This window comes from Staphylococcus pasteuri, assembly GCF_030547725.1.
GTDB classification, from domain to species: Bacteria; Bacillota; Bacilli; order Staphylococcales; family Staphylococcaceae; genus Staphylococcus; species Staphylococcus pasteuri.
In genome coordinates this window covers 1-245 of sequence record NZ_JAUOQO010000765.1, presented here as the reverse complement: position 1 = coordinate 245, position 245 = coordinate 1, and the positions used below count along the sequence as shown (strand labels likewise).

General features: G+C 38.0%; 1 protein-coding gene. It reads right to left on the bottom strand.

From position 1 onward, the window contains the following. Positions 1-245 (bottom strand): hypothetical protein (locus Q4528_RS15425; RefSeq protein WP_303522591.1); only part of this gene is annotated, 245 nt, incomplete at both ends.

Here is a 245-nt window from a genome sequence, read left to right as displayed (position 1 = left end):
CTCTACAGTCGATAGAGAACCATAAGAACCGCTATCTAATTCAAAAGACGAGCCATTATATGATACGGACACGTTATTTTGAGCTAAGTTTGAATTTATCTTTGCTTGCAATTGAACCGCTAGCTCTTCAAAACTTCCATAAGTACCTTGAGATAATTTAATGGCGCCGGTTGACTCTCCATTTACAGAGAAAGTGAAATCATCATTAGTAGCATCAATAATTAGAGAGCCGCTAGGTACACCAA